Origin of the sequence: Marinovum sp. (assembly GCF_048263515.1) — a bacterium.
Classification (GTDB): Bacteria; Pseudomonadota; Alphaproteobacteria; order Rhodobacterales; family Rhodobacteraceae; genus Marinovum.
Map to the genome: position 1 here is coordinate 35,622 of NZ_JBLXEC010000002.1, position 14,773 is coordinate 50,394.

Genomic DNA, 14,773 nt, shown 5'->3' on the forward strand with positions numbered 1-14,773 from the left:
CCCCCGTAGGGTGGGTTTGCAACCCACCACCCCCGGGGCATCCTGCCCCACCACCCCGGGCAAAATGCCCCAAGGAGAGCCGGTGACACGCATCGCCGGCCAGACAAAGCAAAACCGCCCGTAGAGGGCAACTGAAGGAAGATACCATGCGTCACGCAAGAGGTTACCGCCGCCTGAACCGTACTCACGAGCACCGCAAGGCGCTCCTGTCGAACATGGCCGGCTCGCTCATTGAACATGAGCAGATCAAGACCACCCTGCCCAAGGCAAAAGAACTCAAGCGCGTTGTCGAGAAGCTGATCACGCTTGGCAAGCGCGGCGACATCCACGCCCGCCGTCAGGCCGCAGCCGCGCTGAAGGAAGACAAGGACGTTGCCAAGCTCTTCGAAGTGCTGGGCCCGCGCTATGCAGACCGCAAGGGTGGCTACACCCGCGTTCTGAAAGCCGGCTTCCGCTATGGTGACATGGCGCCGATGGCGATCATCGAACTGGTCGACCGCGACGTCGACGCCAAAGGCGCCGCCGACAAGGCCCGCCTGGCCGAGCTGGAAGCAGCCGAAGAGTAAGACGATCCCGTCTTGCCGGTTTCGAACCCCCGCTTTACCCAGCGGGGGTTTTTCTTTGTCTTGTGATCGGAGATCGGAATGAAAATGCGGCTGTCGGTGTTCGACGTACAGGGGCTGGCCTTCGGCATCGTGATGCTGAGCATCGGCGTCGTCTTTCTGAAATCCGCGGGTCTCGTCACCGGCCAGACCGCCGGGATCGCGCTCTTGCTGTCCTACGTGCTGCCGCTCGACTTCGGCCCGCTGTTCTTTCTGGTCGGCCTGCCGTTCCTGCTGCTGGCCTGGGTGAAACGCGGCCCGGTCTTTGCCCTGCGCACGGTGATCGTGGTGCTGGGCGTCTCGGTGGTGTCTCAGCTCTTTGCCCAGACCATCCTGTTCGAGCGGCTCGAAGCCTGGGCGGCGGCGTTGCTGGGTGGGGCCTGCTGCGGCGTCGGGCTGGTCGCGGTCTTCCGCCACAATGCCTCGGCCGGGGGGATGACCATCGTCGGCATCCTGATCGAGCAGAAGACCGGCTTCAAGGCCGGCTGGTTCCAGCTTGCCGTCGATGCGCTGGTGTTCCTCGCCTCGGCCTTCGTGCTGACGCCCTCGCAGCTGTTCTACTCGTTTCTCGGCGCGTTGATCACCAATTTCGCGGTGATCTGGAACTTCGATGTCGCCCAGAGCGCCACCGGACGGCCGGGCTATGGCCGCTCTGCCAAGCGAGGCGCAGATCAGGGCGCATGAAAATGGCCAGCCCCGTCGGGCTGGCCGTTACTTGTTAACACTGGACCAACGCGCTCACCCGGCGTCGAGTTCCTTCTTCACCAATTCTTCGATCTTGCCGACCGGGTGGTTGGTCAGGGTCTTGGGGATCTCGGCCACGACCTTGTCGCTGACCTCTTGGTGCATCTCGCTGCGCAGGTCACCCAGGACCTGCGGCGAGGCTACGAGGATCAGCCGTTCGAAGTTGCCCTTGTGCGCTTCCTGGTACAGCTTTTCGGCCAGATCGGCGGCAAAGCGTTCCTTGGCCAGCTCGTGCCAGTCGGTGTCATCCATCGCCGAGCGCTGCTGCACCCCGGTGTCGTTCATCCGGCCGGGACGGTTGGCCGATTGCTCGCGGTCAGAGGGGTTGTCCTGTTCGTCCTTGTCGGTGACCTCGAGATGCGGGTCATCGTGGTCGGTCAGGTTCTGCAGGAACAGGGCCTTTTCGCTGTCGGCCACGACGATCCAGGTGCCGTTCTTGATCCGGGCCATCTCACGATCCTCCCTTGTCGAGCTCGTCGCGCTTCTGCACGCGGGTGATGCCGGGTTTGTCCTGCTCGGCCTGCTTCAGCAGATCGCGTGTGCCGACCTTGCGTTCGAGATTGCCGTCAGCGCGGCCCTGCTGGCCGGGGGTTGCGGCATCGTCGACGTATTTCTCGGTTTCGCGCGTGCCGTCCTGTGACCTTTTGCGGTCTGCCATGATAGCCTCCTTCTCCAAGCGGTTCAGCCGGTCAACGCGCAGGCAGCACCTCGGGTTCCGGTGCGGCTTGAAACACCGGGGGCGGACAGGCATATCAGCCCCGGACCCCGTTGAAGGAGCGAAGATGCGTCTGATCCTTGCCGTTGCTCTTGCCCTGATCGCCGGCTCCGTCGGTGCCGAGACCCGCGTGCCGCAAAGCCGGGCCGAAATATCCATGAGTTTCGCGCCGCTGGTGCGAGAGGCCGCGCCGGCCGTCGTCAACATCTATGCCCGCCGGGTGGTCGAGGCGCGGCGCAGCCCCTTTGCCGACGATCCCTTCTTCGGCGAGTTCTTTCGCAATTTCACCCAGGCGCAGCCGCGGGTGCAGAACTCGCTGGGTTCGGGCGTGATCCTGTCCGACGATGGCATCGTGGTGTCGAACTACCACGTCATCGGCCAGGCCACCGACATCCGCGTCGTGCTGAATGACCGGCGCGAATATAGCGCCTCGGTGCTGCTGTCGGACGAGCAGAGCGACCTGGCGATCCTGCAGCTCGACGGTGCCAGCGACATGCCGCATCTGCAGCTGCGCGACAGCGATACCGTCGAGGTGGGCGAGCTGACCTTGGCGATCGGCAATCCCTTCGGCGTCGGCCAGACGGTGTCGTCCGGCATCGTCTCGGGGCTGGCGCGCTCGGGCCTCGCCACCGGCAACATGCGCGGCTATTTCATCCAGACTGATGCGCCGATCAACCCCGGCAACTCCGGCGGCGCGCTGATCGACGTGCAGGGCCGGCTGATCGGCATCAACACCTCGATCCTGACCCGCTCAGGCGGGTCGAACGGCATCGGCTTTGCCATTCCCGCCTCGCTGGTCGAGCAGTTCATGGCCCAGGCCCGGGCCGGCAACGACCGCTTCCTCAGGCCCTGGTCCGGGTTCAGGGGGCAGGCGGTGGACGCCGACCTTTCCGACAGCCTCGGGCTGGCGCTGCCCGGCGGTGTGGTGATCTCGGACCTGCATGACGCCAGCCCCTTTGCCGAGGTCGGGCTCGAAATCGGCGACGTGATCCTTGCCGTCGACAGCCGCCCGGTGAACACGCCGGCCGAGATGGTCTATCGCATGTCGGTGCGCGGCATCGGCGCGCGGATCACGGTCGACTACATCCGCGACGGCAGCCCGGTCGAGGCCCGCGTGACCCTGATCGCCCCGCCGGAGGAACCGGCGCGGGAAGAGACCGTGCTGGGCCGCGGCGCGCTGCTCGAAGGGCTGCGGCTGGCGCGGCTCAACCCGGCACTGCGCGACGAGCTGGGGCTGGACGAGGGCGCCGAGGGTGTGATCGTACTCGACCCCGGTGCAGTGGGCGCGCGTGTCGGGCTCAGGGCAGGGGACATCCTGCTGAGCGTCGGGCGCTACGTCATCGAGCGGCCCGGCGATGCGGCGCGCATCCTGCGCCAGGCAACGGGGCGCGTGGCGCTTCAGGTCCAGCGCGGCAATCGCCGGCTGGCACTGCGGTTCCGGGTCTGAGCGGGTGGCGGATCTGTTTGACACAGGCGGCGAGGCCCCCTCTGGCGCCGCCCCGCGCCCGCTGGCCGACCGGCTGCGGCCCAAGGCGCTGGACGAGGTGATCGGCCAGGAGCAGGTGCTGGGCCCCGATGCGCCGCTCGGCGTGATGCTGAAATCCGGCGCGTTGTCCTCGCTGGTGTTCTGGGGTCCGCCCGGCGTCGGCAAGACCACGATTGCGCGGCTGCTGGCGGATGTCACCGACCTGCATTTCGTCCAGATCAGCGCGATCTTCACCGGCGTGCAGGAACTCCGCAAGGTCTTTGAGGCCGCCAAGCACCGCCGCGCCAATGGCCAGGGCACGCTGCTTTTCGTCGACGAAATCCATCGCTTCAACAAGGCGCAGCAGGACGGGTTTCTGCCGCATATGGAGGATGGCACCATCCTGCTGGTGGGCGCCACCACAGAGAACCCGTCGTTCGAGCTGAATGCCGCTCTGCTCAGCCGGGCGCAGGTGCTGGTGCTGACCCGGCTCGAGCTTGCCGATCTGGAACGGCTGGTGCAGCGCGCCGAGAAGGACCTCGACCGGCCCTTGCCGCTGGACGGCCCGGCGCGCGAGGCGCTGCTCGAAATGGCCGATGGCGACGGCCGGGCGCTGCTCAACCTGATCGAACAGGTGATGGCCTGGAAGGTCGAGGGCAAGCTCGACACCGGAGCCCTGGCGCAGCGACTGATGCGGCGCGCAGCGCAATACGACAAATCGGGCGATGCGCACTACAACCTGATCTCGGCGCTCCACAAATCGGTGCGCGGCTCCGACCCCGACGCGGCGCTCTACTGGTTTGCCAGGATGCTCGAAGGGGGCGAGGACCCGCGCTACCTGGCCCGGCGGATCACCCGCATGGCGGTCGAGGACATCGGCCTGGCCGATCCGCAGGCCCAGGCGATCTGTCTGCGGAGCTGGGAGACCTACGAGCGGCTCGGCAGCCCCGAGGGCGAGCTGGCGATCGCCCAGGCGCTGATCTACCTGGCGCTGGCACCGAAATCCAACGCCGGTTATGTCGCCTACAAGGCAGCGCGGCGCGAGGCCAAGCGCACCGGCTCGGAACCGCCGCCCAAGCACATCCTCAACGCGCCGACCAAGCTGATGAAGGAGCAGGGCTACGGAGATGGCTATGCCTATGATCATGACGCCGAGGACGGGTTTTCCGGGCAGAACTACTTCCCCGAGACGATGAAGCGGCCGGTGATGTACCTGCCGGTCGAGAGGGGGTTCGAGCGCGAGTTGAAGAAGCGGGTGGATTATTTCACCAAGCTGCGACTGAAGCGCGAAACGTAGGGTTTGGTGGGAGGTCCCGGATCAGGCCCGGGACGACGTCGGGCTTGTGGCCGGGCGCGGAATCAAGGCCGCAGGCCGCCGCGCCATCGTCATGCCAAAGGCATGCCTCCGGCATGACCCGCCCCCCGGGGCGGCGATACGTCTGCAGTAGGCGCGTCGATCAGATCATCTTCGGATTTGGCGGGGATAAAGTGCGGCCGAACGCAGGGTAGATCGCCACCCCGCGGGTCGGCGATGGCGCGGCTTGCGCGGGACGGCGGGGCGAGGACTGTCCACCCTTCGGCAAATCCCTCTCGCAACCCCACGTCCCGCGACACCCCCCACGCTTGACAAGCCGCCACCGCCGCGCGACAGACGCGCCATGACATCAACCCTTCTTCAAGTCGCCCTTGGCGGCGCATTGGGCGCGAGCGCGCGCTATCTCACCGGGGTGGCCGCGGTGCGCGTCATCGGGCATGGCTTTCCCTGGGGCACATTGATCGTGAACGTCCTGGGCTCTTTCCTGATGGGCGTGCTGGTGGTGGTGCTGGCGCATTACCATGCCACCCGCTTCGCACCGCTGCTGATGACCGGCGTGCTCGGCGGCTTCACCACCTTCTCGGCGTTCTCGCTTGATGCGGTGGCGCTTTTCGAACGCGGTCAACTGACCACCGCGGCGCTTTACGTCTCGGCCTCGCTCGGCCTGGCGATTGCGGCGCTTTTTGCCGGCCTGATGGCGGCCCGGGGGTATTTCGCATGAGTGGCGTCCAGAAACAGATCGTCGGTGAGGCCGATGGCGGGCAGCGGATCGACCGCTGGCTGCGGCGGATGTTCCCGCACCTGAGCCAGGGCCGCATCGAAAAGATGTGCCGCAAGGGCGAGCTGCGCGTCGACGGCGGCCGGGTCAAGAGCTCGACCCGGATCGAGCCGGGGCAGGAGGTGCGCATTCCGCCGATCCCCGAGGAAGAGCTCTCCAAGCCGGCGCCCCGGCGCGACACCGTGTCGGACGCCGATGCCGAGATGATCCGCGCCTGCGTTATCTGGAAGGACGACCACATCATCGCGCTGAACAAGCCGCCGGGCCTGCCGACGCAGGGCGGCAGCAAGCAGCTCAAGCACGTCGACGGCCTGGCCGAGGCGCTGCGCTTCGGCTACGACGACAAGCCGCGGCTGGTGCACCGGCTCGACAAGGACACCTCGGGCGTGCTGCTGCTGGCCCGCACCCAGGAAATGGCGCGTCTGCTGACCGCCGCGATCCGCCACCGCGAGACCCGCAAGATCTACTGGGCCGTCGTCGCCGGTGTGCCGGTGCCCTATCTCGGCGAGATCAAGTTCGGCCTGGTCAAGGCCGGCGGTCACGGTGCCCATGGCGAAGGCGAGAAGATGCGCGCGGTGCACCCGCGCGAGATCGAGAGCACGCCGGGCGCGAAGCGGGCGATCACCCAGTACGCCACGCTCTACCGGGTGGCCAGCCGCGCCGCCTGGGTGGCGATGGAGCCGATCACCGGCCGCACCCACCAGCTGCGCGCGCATATGGCCGAGATCGGCCATCCGATCATCGGCGACGGCAAATACGGCGGTTCGGGGCAGGAAAACCTCGGCGATGGCTGGGGTGCCAAGCTGGGCGGGATCATCTCGAACAAGCTGCACCTGCATGCCCGCACCATGCGGCTGGAACATCCCAAGACCCGCAAGCCGATCACCATCACCGCGCCGCTGCCAGAGCATATCGCCCATACCTTCGAGACCTTCGGCTGGACCGAGGACCTCGCCGACGAGGATCCCTTCGAGGCGCTGCAATGAGCCCTTTGCGGCTGGTGATCTTCGACGTCGACGGCACGCTGGTGGACAGCCAGGGCGATATCCTCGGTGCCATGGAAGTGGCCTTTGCCGCCGTCGGCAGACCGGCCCCGGCGCGCGACGCGATCCTGTCGATCGTCGGCCTGTCGCTCGACGTGGCGATGGCGCGGCTGGCACCGGACCTGGACGCCGCGGGGCACGCCGAACTGGTGGCGCAGTACAAGGACGCCTATGTCGGCGCGCGCCAGGCCGGCCACAGCGGCCCGCTCTTTCCTGGCGTGACCGAGGTTCTGGCGCAGCTCGGCCGCAGGGACGACTGGCTGCTCGGCATCGCCACCGGCAAGTCGCGGCGCGGGCTGACCGCGCTGCTCGAGGCGCAGGGGCTGACCGGGCGCTTCGTGACCGAACAAGTGGCGGATTTTCATCCCTCCAAGCCGCATCCGGCCATGCTTCAGGCCGCCCTGGCCGAAACCGGGGTCGCGGCAGAGGATGCGGTCATGGTGGGCGACACCAGCTTTGACATGGACATGGCGCGCGCGGCCGGCATCTTTGCGATCGGCGTGAGCTGGGGCTATCACCCGGTCAGCGCGCTTACCTCGGCGGATGTGATCATCGACGACATGAGCGCGCTGCCGGACGTGCTGACAGACAGATGGGGGCAGGGCGCATGAGCGAGTGGAAGGCGAAACGGTTCTGGAAGAGCGTCGAGACCAGGGCAGAGGCCGATGGCTACGGCGTCTTTCTTGATGGCCGGCCGGTCAGGACACCGGCCAAGGTGCCGCTGATCCTGCCCACCGAAGGCTTTGCCGAGGCGGTCCGCGCCGAGTGGGAGGCCGTGGACGAGGTGATCGATCCCGGCCAGATGCCCTTTACCCGCACGGCCAACGCGGCGATCGACAAGGTCGCGGTGCAGAAGGACGAAGTGGCCGACATGATCGCCGAGTACGGCGGCACCGATCTGTTGTGCTACCGCGCCGAGGCGCCGGAGGCGCTGCGCGCGCGGCAGGATGCCGGCTGGGACCCGCTGCTCGACTGGGCGCGGCAGACCTATGGCGCCCGGCTGGCGGTGACCTCGGGCGTGATGCACCTGGCCCAGGCGCCGGAGGCGCTGGTGCCGCTGCGCGCCGCGGTGCATGCCTGCAATCCCTTCCAGCTGGCGGCGCTGCATGATCTTGTGTCGCTCTCGGGGTCGCTGGTGATCGGCCTTGCGGTCGCCAATGGCCAGTCCAGCCCCGAGGCGCTCTGGGCGCTGTCGCGGATCGACGAGACCTGGCAGGAAGAGCAGTGGGGCGAGGACGAGGAAGCGCAGAATCAAGCCGCTTTGAAACGTGCCGCGTTTTTGCACGCCGCCGAGGTCTGGCGCTTATCGGGCATGCACTGACCCGGCGTCAGTGCCGCGATAGTGCTCAATCCCCGGGCAATTTGTCCTTCGCCAGACTTGACCTTACCGCGGAAATCCGCCCACACTCGGCCCGTTGGGGAGCGAGGCTTCCTTGCACATGAGATGCTGTCCTTCGGGACGGTTGAGACCGTCTGGAATGACATGGCGGCTCAAAAAAACAGGAAGAGGTAATCATGAAAAAATCCGTATTCTTTGGCGCGGTGACGGTCGCCGGTCTTGCTGCTGGCGCTGCTGCCGCGGCAACCCTCGACGACGTCAAGGCACGCGGCACGCTGAACTGTGGTGTGACCACGGGTCTGGTGGGCTTTGCGGCTCCCGACGCCAACGGCAACTGGGATGGCTTCGACGTCGGCATCTGCCGCGCCGTGGCGGCCGCAGTGCTGAACGACCCGACGGCTGTCGAATTCGTCCCGACCACCGGCAAGACGCGCTTCACCGCGCTTGCTTCGGGCGAGATCGACCTGCTGGCACGCAACACCACCTGGACCTTCTCGCGCGATGTCGACCTGAAGTTCGATTTCGTCGGGGTGAACTACTATGACGGCCAGGGCTTCATGATCCCCAAGGACATGGGTGTCAGCTCGGCCAAGGAACTCGACGGCGCCACCGTCTGCATTCAGACCGGCACCACCACCGAGCTCAACCTCGCGGACTTCTTCCGCAAGAACAACATCACCTATGAGCCGGTGCCGATCGAAACCAACGCAGAGGCGCAGCCGCTGTATCTCGAAGGGGGCTGCGACGTCTACACCACCGACGCTTCGGGCCTGGCCGCCACGCGCGCCGCGTTCGAAAACCCGGGTGACCACGTCGTTCTGCCGGAAATCATCTCCAAGGAGCCGCTCGGCCCGCTCGTGCGCCATGGCGACAACGAATGGGGTGACGTGAACCGCTGGGTGCTGAACGCGCTGATCGTGGCAGAAGAGCTGGGCGTGACATCGGCCAATGTCGACGAGATGATGTCGGGCACGGAGAACCCCGAGATCAACCGTCTGCTCGGCACCGAAGGCAACCTGGGCGAGATGCTCGGCCTCGACGCCGACTGGGCCGCACGTGCCATCAAGGCCGTCGGCAACTACGGTGAGCTCTTCGAGAAGCACATCGGTGAAAACACTCCGGTCGGTCTGTCGCGTGGTCTGAACGCACAGTGGACCGATGGCGGCCTGCTCTACGCGCCGCCGTTCCGCTAAGATAGACAAGGCAAGGGCGCGGTCACACCGCGCCCTTGTTGCATCTTGCACAATAACCACCGCACCGGGCGACAGAGCGGGTAAACCGCCAGCCCAAACGACCGCGGACACTCAGGGATCCTACTCATGTCGACCGTCACCGACCCCCCGGCGGAGTCGTTCCGGCTTTCCCAGCTGATCAACGACACCCGTTACCGGTCCATCACATTCCAGTTCATCGCGCTGATCCTGCTGATCTTCGCCATGGGCTATCTCGGTTTGAACCTCGTCCAGAACCTTGCCGCAGCCGGGCTGAACATCTCCTACGATTTCCTCGGAGAGCCGGCAGGCTATGACATCAACCAGACCTTGATCGACTACAACAGCCAGTCTCCGCACTGGCGCGCGGCCGTGGTCGGTGTGCTCAACACGCTGCTGATCGCCGTCATGGGCTGTATCGCCGCCACCATCGTCGGTGTCTTTGTGGGCGTGTTGCGGCTGTCGCCGAACTGGCTGATCCGCAAGCTGATGTCGGTCTATGTCGAGATCTTCCGCAACGTGCCGGTGCTGATCTGGATCCTGATCATCATGGCGGTCTTTGTCGCCGTTCTGCCGCAGCCGCGGGATTTCCGCGGTGATCCGGCCGAAGCCTCGATGCTCTGGGACGCCTTTGCCTTTACCGGCCGCGGCTTCTATCTGCCGGCGCCGATCTTCGAACCGGGTTCGTGGCTGGTGGTTGCCACCTTCATCGTCTCGCTCGTGGCGATCGTGTTCTACCGCCGCTACACCACCAAGAAGCTTTATGACGAGGGCGTGCTGCTGCCGCGGGCCTGGCCCACTGCCGCGCTGTTCTTTGTGCCGACGCTGCTGATGTTCTTTGTCATGGGCATGCCGGTCTCGCTGGAATACCCCGCGCTCACGGGGTTCAACTTCCAGGGCGGCATCTACATGCGCAACTCGCTGCTGTCGCTGTGGTTCGCGCTGTCGATCTACACCGCCGCCTTCATCGCGGAGAACGTCCGCGCCGGCATCCTTGCGGTCAGCAAGGGCCAGACCGAGGCCGCGGCCTCGCTCGGGCTGCGTCCGAACCGGATCATGAACCTCGTGGTTCTGCCGCAGGCACTGCGGGTGATCATCCCGCCGCTGATCTCGCAATACCTGAACCTCACCAAGAACTCGTCGCTGGCGATTGCCGTGGGCTACATGGACCTGACCGGCACCCTGGGCGGCATCACGCTGAACCAGACCGGCCGCGCCATCGAATGCGTGCTGCTGCTGATGTTGTTCTATCTCACGATCTCGCTGGCGATCTCGGCGGTGATGAACGTCTACAACAACGCCGTGAAGCTGAAGGAGCGCTGAGCCATGAGTGACATGCACGCACATTCCGTCGCTTACGTGCGCGAGACCATGCTGCCGGAACAGGATCCGCCGGCCTCCGAAGTGGGCGTCGTCCACTGGATGCGGGAAAACCTGTTCCGCGGCTGGGCCAACACGCTGATGACGCTGATCGCGATCTTCGTGATCTACAAGATCGTCGCCGGCGCCCTGCCGTGGTTTGCCAATGGCATTTGGCGCACCGACTCGCTGGCCGAATGCCGCGAGATCCTGCAAGGCGCCACCGGCGGCTGCTTCTCGGTGCTGACCGAACGCTGGAACCAGCTGCTGTTCGGCTTCAAGTATCCGCAGGACCAGTACTGGCGGCTGATCCTGGCCTTCCTGTTCCTCGGTCTCGCCGCGGCACCGGTGCTGTTCAACAAGCTGCCCCGGCCGATGCTCTATTTCACCGCACTTTATCCCTTCATCGCCTTCTGGCTGATCTGGGGCGGCACGATCCTCGCGCCGCTGGTGGCGCTGGCGGGCTTCGTGGCGGGTTATGTCGCTTTCAAGAAGTTCGAGCATCAGAGCTTTGCCATGGGCGCGCTGGCCTTTCTGGTGGCGGCCGTGGTGACCTGGTTCATCGGCGGCTTCATCGTCGATGCGGCGCCGGGCCTGCTGGCGCTGGAGAGCGTGGCCTCGCGCGACATGGGCGGCTTCATGCTGAACATGATCCTCGGCACGGTCTGCGTGTCGCTGTCGCTGCCCTTCGGCATCCTGCTGGCGCTGGGGCGGCAGTCGGACATGCCGATCATCAAGTGGATCTGCGTGCTCTTCATCGAGTTCATCCGCGGCGTGCCGCTGATCACGCTGCTCTTCGTGGCCAACGTGGTCCTGGCCTACTTCCTGCCGCCGGGCACCAGCTTTGACCTGATCATCCGGGTGATCATCATGATCACCGCCTTCTCCTCGGCTTATATCGCCGAGGTGATCCGAGGTGGTCTGGCCGCATTGCCGCGCGGGCAATACGAGGCGGCGGATTCGCTCGGGCTCGACTATGCCCAGGCAACCCGGCTGATCATCATGCCACAGGCGCTGAAGATCTCGATCCCCGGCATCGTCAACGTGGCGGTGGGCCTGTTCAAGGACACCACGCTGGTTTCGGTGATCTCGATGTTCGACCTTGTCGGCATGATCCGTGGTCCGATCCTCGCCTCGACCGAGTGGAACGGCGTCTATTGGGAACTCTGGGGCTTTGCGGTCTTCCTGTTCTTCATCGTCTGCTACTCGATCTCGCAATATTCACAATGGCTGGAGCGTCAGCTTCAGACCGATCACCGTTAAGAGGAGGGATTGTCCATGGCTCAAGCTGCACAAACCCAGATGGAAATCTCCAACGAAGTCGCCATCCAGATCGAGAACATGAACAAGTGGTACGGCACGTTCCACGTGTTGCGCGACATCAACCTGACCGTTCACCGCGGTGAGCGGATCGTCATTGCCGGGCCCTCGGGCTCCGGCAAGTCGACGCTGATCCGCTGCATCAACGCGCTGGAAGAGCACCAGAAGGGCTCGATCACCGTCGATGGCACGCGGCTGTCGTCCGACGTCAAGAACATCGACAAGATCCGGTCAGAAGTCGGCATGGTGTTCCAGCACTTCAACCTGTTCCCGCATCTGACCATCCTCGAGAACTGCACCCTGGCACCGATCTGGGTGCGCAAGACGCCCAAGAAGGAGGCCGAGGAGGTGGCGATGCACTTCCTCAAGAAGGTCAAGATCCCCGAGCAGGCCAACAAGTATCCCGGCCAGCTCTCGGGTGGTCAGCAGCAGCGGGTGGCGATTGCCCGGTCGCTCTGCATGCGGCCGCGGATCATGCTGTTCGACGAGCCGACCTCGGCGCTTGATCCCGAGATGATCAAGGAGGTGCTCGACACCATGGTATCGCTGGCCGAAGAGGGCATGACGATGCTCTGCGTGACCCACGAGATGGGCTTTGCGCGGCAGGTGGCGAACCGGGTGATCTTCATGGACGCCGGCCAGATCGTCGAACAGAACGAGCCGGAAGAGTTCTTCAACAACCCGCAGAACGAGCGGACCAAGCTCTTCCTGAGCCAGATCCTCGGCCACTGAGGTCACGACATTTGAAAAATGCGCCCCCGCAGGCCCCTGCGGCGGCTTGCAGCCGCTGTTAACGCGCTGGGAGAAGAGACATAGGGAGGGCAAAGCCAGCTACTGGAACAAACCGCGCATTGCCGGGGGGCGGCCCGTCATGTCGAAGGCATGCCTCTGGCATGACGCGCGGCGGCTTGCAGCCGCTGTTAGCGTGCAATGCACCTCACTCCGAGAGCAGCGCCCTTGGCACAACGAAATCGACCACCGCCCCGGTGCCATAGCCGACCTCGCTCCAGTCATCCCCCGCGAAATCCGCCACCAGCGTCGCGCCGGTCGGATAATCGTCAAACCGCGGATGCGTCGGCGGACACGCCACCAACCGCGCGGCAAAGGCGCCGATCCCGGGGTTGTGACCGATCATCAGCACACAGCGCCCCTCGGCCTGCCGCAGCCGCTCCAGCATCGTGCCGGTATCCGCGAGGTACAGCGCCGGAGTGAAGCGCACCGGGCAGTCCAGCTCCAACCGCGCAAAGGTCTCGCGCGTCCGCTCCGCATCGGAACTCAGCGCCGCATTCGACTGGTAGCCCTTGCTCCGCAGCCACTCCCCCAAAGCCTCGGCCGAGCGCCGGCCACGACCGTTCAAAGGCCGCGAATGATCGTCCTGCCGGGGCGTGTCCCAGCTCGACTTGGCGTGGCGCATCAGGATCAACCGCAGGGTCATGGCGAATGAAAGCTCCTCATGTGGAACGCCGATTGCGCCTCGGGCCGGCCATAGGCCTGCGACAGCGGACAGGACCGGCGTAGCGCGCATCCTCGCGTCATGCAATCCTCGCCTGCGGGCGTGTCCAGCCAGTCCTTGCAGCGCGGCACGTCATAGTCCCCGCCAGCCCCCAGCGCCCCCGCCGGGCAGGCACCGAGACAGGGCTTGGCGCAAGTGTCACAGGGCCGCGGCGGGGCAGGGGGCAGCGCGACCCGCTCGGGCAGCGCCAACGCGCCACGGAAGGACACCATCAGCCCGGCTTGGTCATGCACCAGAATACCGGCGGGGGAGTTCCAGACCCGGCCCGTGGCCTTGGCCCAGGCGATGAAGGGCGCGTAGGGCGGCCCGTTCGACGGGAAGAGCGCCTGCGCCCCCAGCGCCGTTGCCCAGCCGCCCAGAACCCGCTTCGACCAGCGGTCCAGAGGGTCCGGCCCGCCATCGGCGAACTCCGGCGCGGCGCGGAACTCCGGCCAGAAGCCGGGCTCTGCCGGGCCGATCATCAGCAGCGTGCCGCAGCCCTCGGGCGCGCCGTCGCTAGGCCCGGGATGAAAGCCGCCCAACACCCGCAAGTGCCGCGCCTCGGCCTCGGCCTCTAGCGTTTGAAGAAGGGCAGCCACAGGCTCCACCCCAGTCGCGTCGGCCGCGCATCCTGCCATTCCAGCCCGATGGTCATGCCGTCATGGCCTTCCTCGGGCTGGGCGCGGTAGGTGCGGAAGATGTGGTCCCAGAGCGAAAGCGAGAACCCGTAGTTGCTGTCATGCTCGTGGCGCTGCACCGAATGATGCACCCGGTGCATGTCGGGCGTCACCAGCACCCGCCGCAGCAGCGCGTCCAGCCCCAAAGGCAGCCGCAGGTTGGAATGGTTGAACATCGCCGTGCCGTTCAGCAGCACCTCGAAGATCACCACCGCCCAGGCCGCCGGCCCGATCAGATAGACCAGCCCGATCTTGAGCAGCATCGACAACGCGATTTCGACCGGGTGAAAGCGGATCGCGGTGGTCACGTCGAACTCGACATCGGCGTGGTGCACCCGGTGCAGCCGCCAGAGCAGCGGCACCTTGTGGGTCACCAGATGCTGCAGCCAGATCGCGAAATCGAAGATCAGCACCGCCAGGATCATCTCGAGCCAGAGCGGCCAGCCGGTCAGGTTGAACAGCCCCCATCCCTGCGCCTCGGCATCCAATGCCGCGCCCACCGCCAGAAGCGGCAGGCCCAGCGCGAGCGCGCGCAGGATCAGCACATTGGCCAGCGAAATGCCCCAGTTGGTCAGCCAGCGGCGGGTGCGAGGCTGCCGCCGGACGCGCCGCGGGGCGATGGCCTCGAGCCCGGCCAGTAGCAGAAACAGCGCGGCGAAAACGCCGAGCCGGATAAGCGCTTCATTCTCCATGGCGGCGAATATATGCCATGG

Annotated in this window: 17 protein-coding genes; 12 read left to right on the top strand and 5 right to left on the bottom strand. The window is 65.8% G+C overall.

Going from position 1 to position 14,773, the window contains the following annotated elements; translation table 11 throughout:
• Positions 1-146 precede the first annotated feature (146 nt).
• Both rplQ and ACN0SE_RS02600 read left to right on the top strand, forming a co-directional pair.
• Positions 147-566, top strand: a complete 420-nt coding sequence (rplQ, locus tag ACN0SE_RS02595) for a 50S ribosomal protein L17 (RefSeq protein ID WP_417522919.1) — start codon at positions 147-149, stop codon at positions 564-566.
• A 78-nt stretch (positions 567-644) separates the two neighbouring features.
• Positions 645-1,286 (top strand): YitT family protein, encoded by a 642-nt coding sequence (locus ACN0SE_RS02600; RefSeq protein WP_417522920.1) that lies wholly within the window; start codon positions 645-647, stop codon positions 1,284-1,286.
• A gap of 54 nt (positions 1,287-1,340) precedes the next feature.
• Here ACN0SE_RS02600 and ACN0SE_RS02605 read toward each other — a convergent pair whose 3' ends face one another.
• Both ACN0SE_RS02605 and ACN0SE_RS02610 read right to left on the bottom strand, forming a co-directional pair.
• Positions 1,341-1,796: a host attachment family protein gene (locus ACN0SE_RS02605; RefSeq protein ID WP_417522921.1), complete on the bottom strand. Its 456-nt coding sequence runs from the start codon at positions 1,794-1,796 to the stop codon at positions 1,341-1,343.
• Position 1,797: 1 nt separating this feature from the next.
• Positions 1,798-2,004, bottom strand: a complete 207-nt coding sequence (locus tag ACN0SE_RS02610) for a hypothetical protein (RefSeq protein WP_417522922.1) — start codon at positions 2,002-2,004, stop codon at positions 1,798-1,800.
• A 124-nt stretch (positions 2,005-2,128) separates the two neighbouring features.
• Between ACN0SE_RS02610 and ACN0SE_RS02615 the strand changes: the two genes are divergently transcribed.
• The 10 genes from ACN0SE_RS02615 (at position 2,129) to ACN0SE_RS02660 (ending at position 12,623) form a co-directional block, all read left to right on the top strand.
• Positions 2,129-3,508, top strand: coding sequence for a trypsin-like peptidase domain-containing protein (locus tag ACN0SE_RS02615; RefSeq protein ID WP_417522923.1), 1,380 nt, complete (start codon positions 2,129-2,131; stop codon positions 3,506-3,508).
• Between the two features lie 4 nt (positions 3,509-3,512).
• Positions 3,513-4,823, top strand: a complete 1,311-nt coding sequence (locus ACN0SE_RS02620) for a replication-associated recombination protein A (protein WP_417522924.1) — start codon at positions 3,513-3,515, stop codon at positions 4,821-4,823.
• A gap of 361 nt (positions 4,824-5,184) precedes the next feature.
• Complete coding sequence (crcB, locus tag ACN0SE_RS02625) at positions 5,185-5,562, top strand: fluoride efflux transporter CrcB (RefSeq protein WP_417522925.1); 378 nt, start codon at positions 5,185-5,187, stop codon at positions 5,560-5,562.
• Positions 5,559-6,605 carry an RluA family pseudouridine synthase gene (locus tag ACN0SE_RS02630; RefSeq protein ID WP_417522926.1) on the top strand — a complete coding sequence of 349 codons (1,047 nt, stop codon included), beginning with the start codon at positions 5,559-5,561 and terminating at the stop codon, positions 6,603-6,605. Before crcB ends, ACN0SE_RS02630 begins: the two co-directional genes overlap by 4 nt.
• Positions 6,602-7,273, top strand: a complete 672-nt coding sequence (locus tag ACN0SE_RS02635) for an HAD-IA family hydrolase (RefSeq protein ID WP_417522927.1) — start codon at positions 6,602-6,604, stop codon at positions 7,271-7,273. Before ACN0SE_RS02630 ends, ACN0SE_RS02635 begins: the two co-directional genes overlap by 4 nt.
• The gene (locus tag ACN0SE_RS02640) at positions 7,270-7,983 is read left to right on the top strand and encodes an ATP12 family chaperone protein (protein ID WP_417522928.1); all 714 of its coding nucleotides are present in this window, start codon (positions 7,270-7,272) and stop codon (positions 7,981-7,983) included. Before ACN0SE_RS02635 ends, ACN0SE_RS02640 begins: the two co-directional genes overlap by 4 nt.
• Positions 7,984-8,177: 194 nt before the next feature.
• Complete coding sequence (locus tag ACN0SE_RS02645) at positions 8,178-9,194, top strand: amino acid ABC transporter substrate-binding protein (protein ID WP_417522929.1); 1,017 nt, start codon at positions 8,178-8,180, stop codon at positions 9,192-9,194.
• A gap of 126 nt (positions 9,195-9,320) precedes the next feature.
• Positions 9,321-10,535, top strand: a complete 1,215-nt coding sequence (locus ACN0SE_RS02650) for an amino acid ABC transporter permease (protein WP_417522930.1) — start codon at positions 9,321-9,323, stop codon at positions 10,533-10,535.
• Positions 10,536-10,538: 3 nt separating this feature from the next.
• Entirely contained in the window at positions 10,539-11,834 is a 1,296-nt protein-coding gene (locus ACN0SE_RS02655) for an amino acid ABC transporter permease (protein WP_417522931.1), read from the top strand.
• 15 nt (positions 11,835-11,849) lie between these two features.
• Positions 11,850-12,623: an amino acid ABC transporter ATP-binding protein gene (locus tag ACN0SE_RS02660; protein WP_417522932.1), complete on the top strand. Its 774-nt coding sequence runs from the start codon at positions 11,850-11,852 to the stop codon at positions 12,621-12,623.
• Positions 12,624-12,828: 205 nt separating this feature from the next.
• On the opposite strand, the gene ACN0SE_RS02665 is transcribed toward ACN0SE_RS02660, so the two are convergent.
• Genes ACN0SE_RS02665 through ACN0SE_RS02675 form a run of 3 tightly spaced genes read right to left on the bottom strand, consistent with a single transcriptional unit; the run spans position 12,829 to position 14,752 of the window.
• Positions 12,829-13,326, bottom strand: coding sequence for a SixA phosphatase family protein (locus ACN0SE_RS02665; protein ID WP_417522933.1), 498 nt, complete (start codon positions 13,324-13,326; stop codon positions 12,829-12,831).
• The gene (locus tag ACN0SE_RS02670) at positions 13,323-14,021 is read right to left on the bottom strand and encodes a ferredoxin (protein ID WP_417522934.1); all 699 of its coding nucleotides are present in this window, start codon (positions 14,019-14,021) and stop codon (positions 13,323-13,325) included. The genes ACN0SE_RS02665 and ACN0SE_RS02670 overlap by 4 nt, the downstream gene beginning before the upstream one ends.
• Positions 13,958-14,752: a sterol desaturase family protein gene (locus ACN0SE_RS02675; protein WP_417522935.1), complete on the bottom strand. Its 795-nt coding sequence runs from the start codon at positions 14,750-14,752 to the stop codon at positions 13,958-13,960. Before ACN0SE_RS02675 ends, ACN0SE_RS02670 begins: the two co-directional genes overlap by 64 nt.
• Between the last annotated feature and the right edge of the window lie 21 nt (positions 14,753-14,773).